The following is a 515-nucleotide window of genomic DNA, read 5'->3' on the forward strand; positions in this document are numbered from 1 at the left end:
GGGAACCTGCGGTTGGATCACCTCCTTACCTTAAAGAACCTGCCTTTGTAGTGCTCACACAGATTGTCTGATGAAAAACAGCAGTAAAAATCTCTGCAGGCTTGTAGCTCAGGTGGTTAGAGCGCACCCCTGATAAGGGTGAGGTCGGTGGTTCAAGTCCACTCAGGCCTACCAAACTCCTTTTAAAGGATGAGCGGTACAGAGATTAAAAACGATGGGGCTATAGCTCAGCTGGGAGAGCGCCTGCTTTGCACGCAGGAGGTCTGCGGTTCGATCCCGCATAGCTCCACCATCTTTTACTGCGAACACAAGAAAACTTCAGAGTGAACCTGAAAAGGTGCACTGCGAAGTTTTGCTCTTTAAAAATCTGGATCAAGCTGAAAATTGAAACGACACATCTTTAATGGTGTGTTCGAGTCTCTCAAATTTTCGCAATTTGATGATGAATCGAAAGAAACATCTTCGGGTTGTGAGGTTAAGCGACTAAGCGTACACGGTGGATGCCCTGGCAGTCA

2 tRNA genes are annotated in these 515 nt (G+C 47.2%); both read left to right on the forward strand.

The annotated features are described in order from the left end of the window. The first annotated feature begins 97 nt into the window (after window positions 1-97). Window positions 98-174 (forward strand) — tRNA-Ile (locus tag AC3WOK_RS23370). Between the two features lie 42 nt (window positions 175-216). Further along, window positions 217-292, forward strand: a tRNA-Ala gene (locus AC3WOK_RS23375). Window positions 293-515 lie beyond the last annotated feature (223 nt).

The sequence above is a fragment of the Enterobacter sp. FW301-JW81 genome (assembly GCF_058788735.1).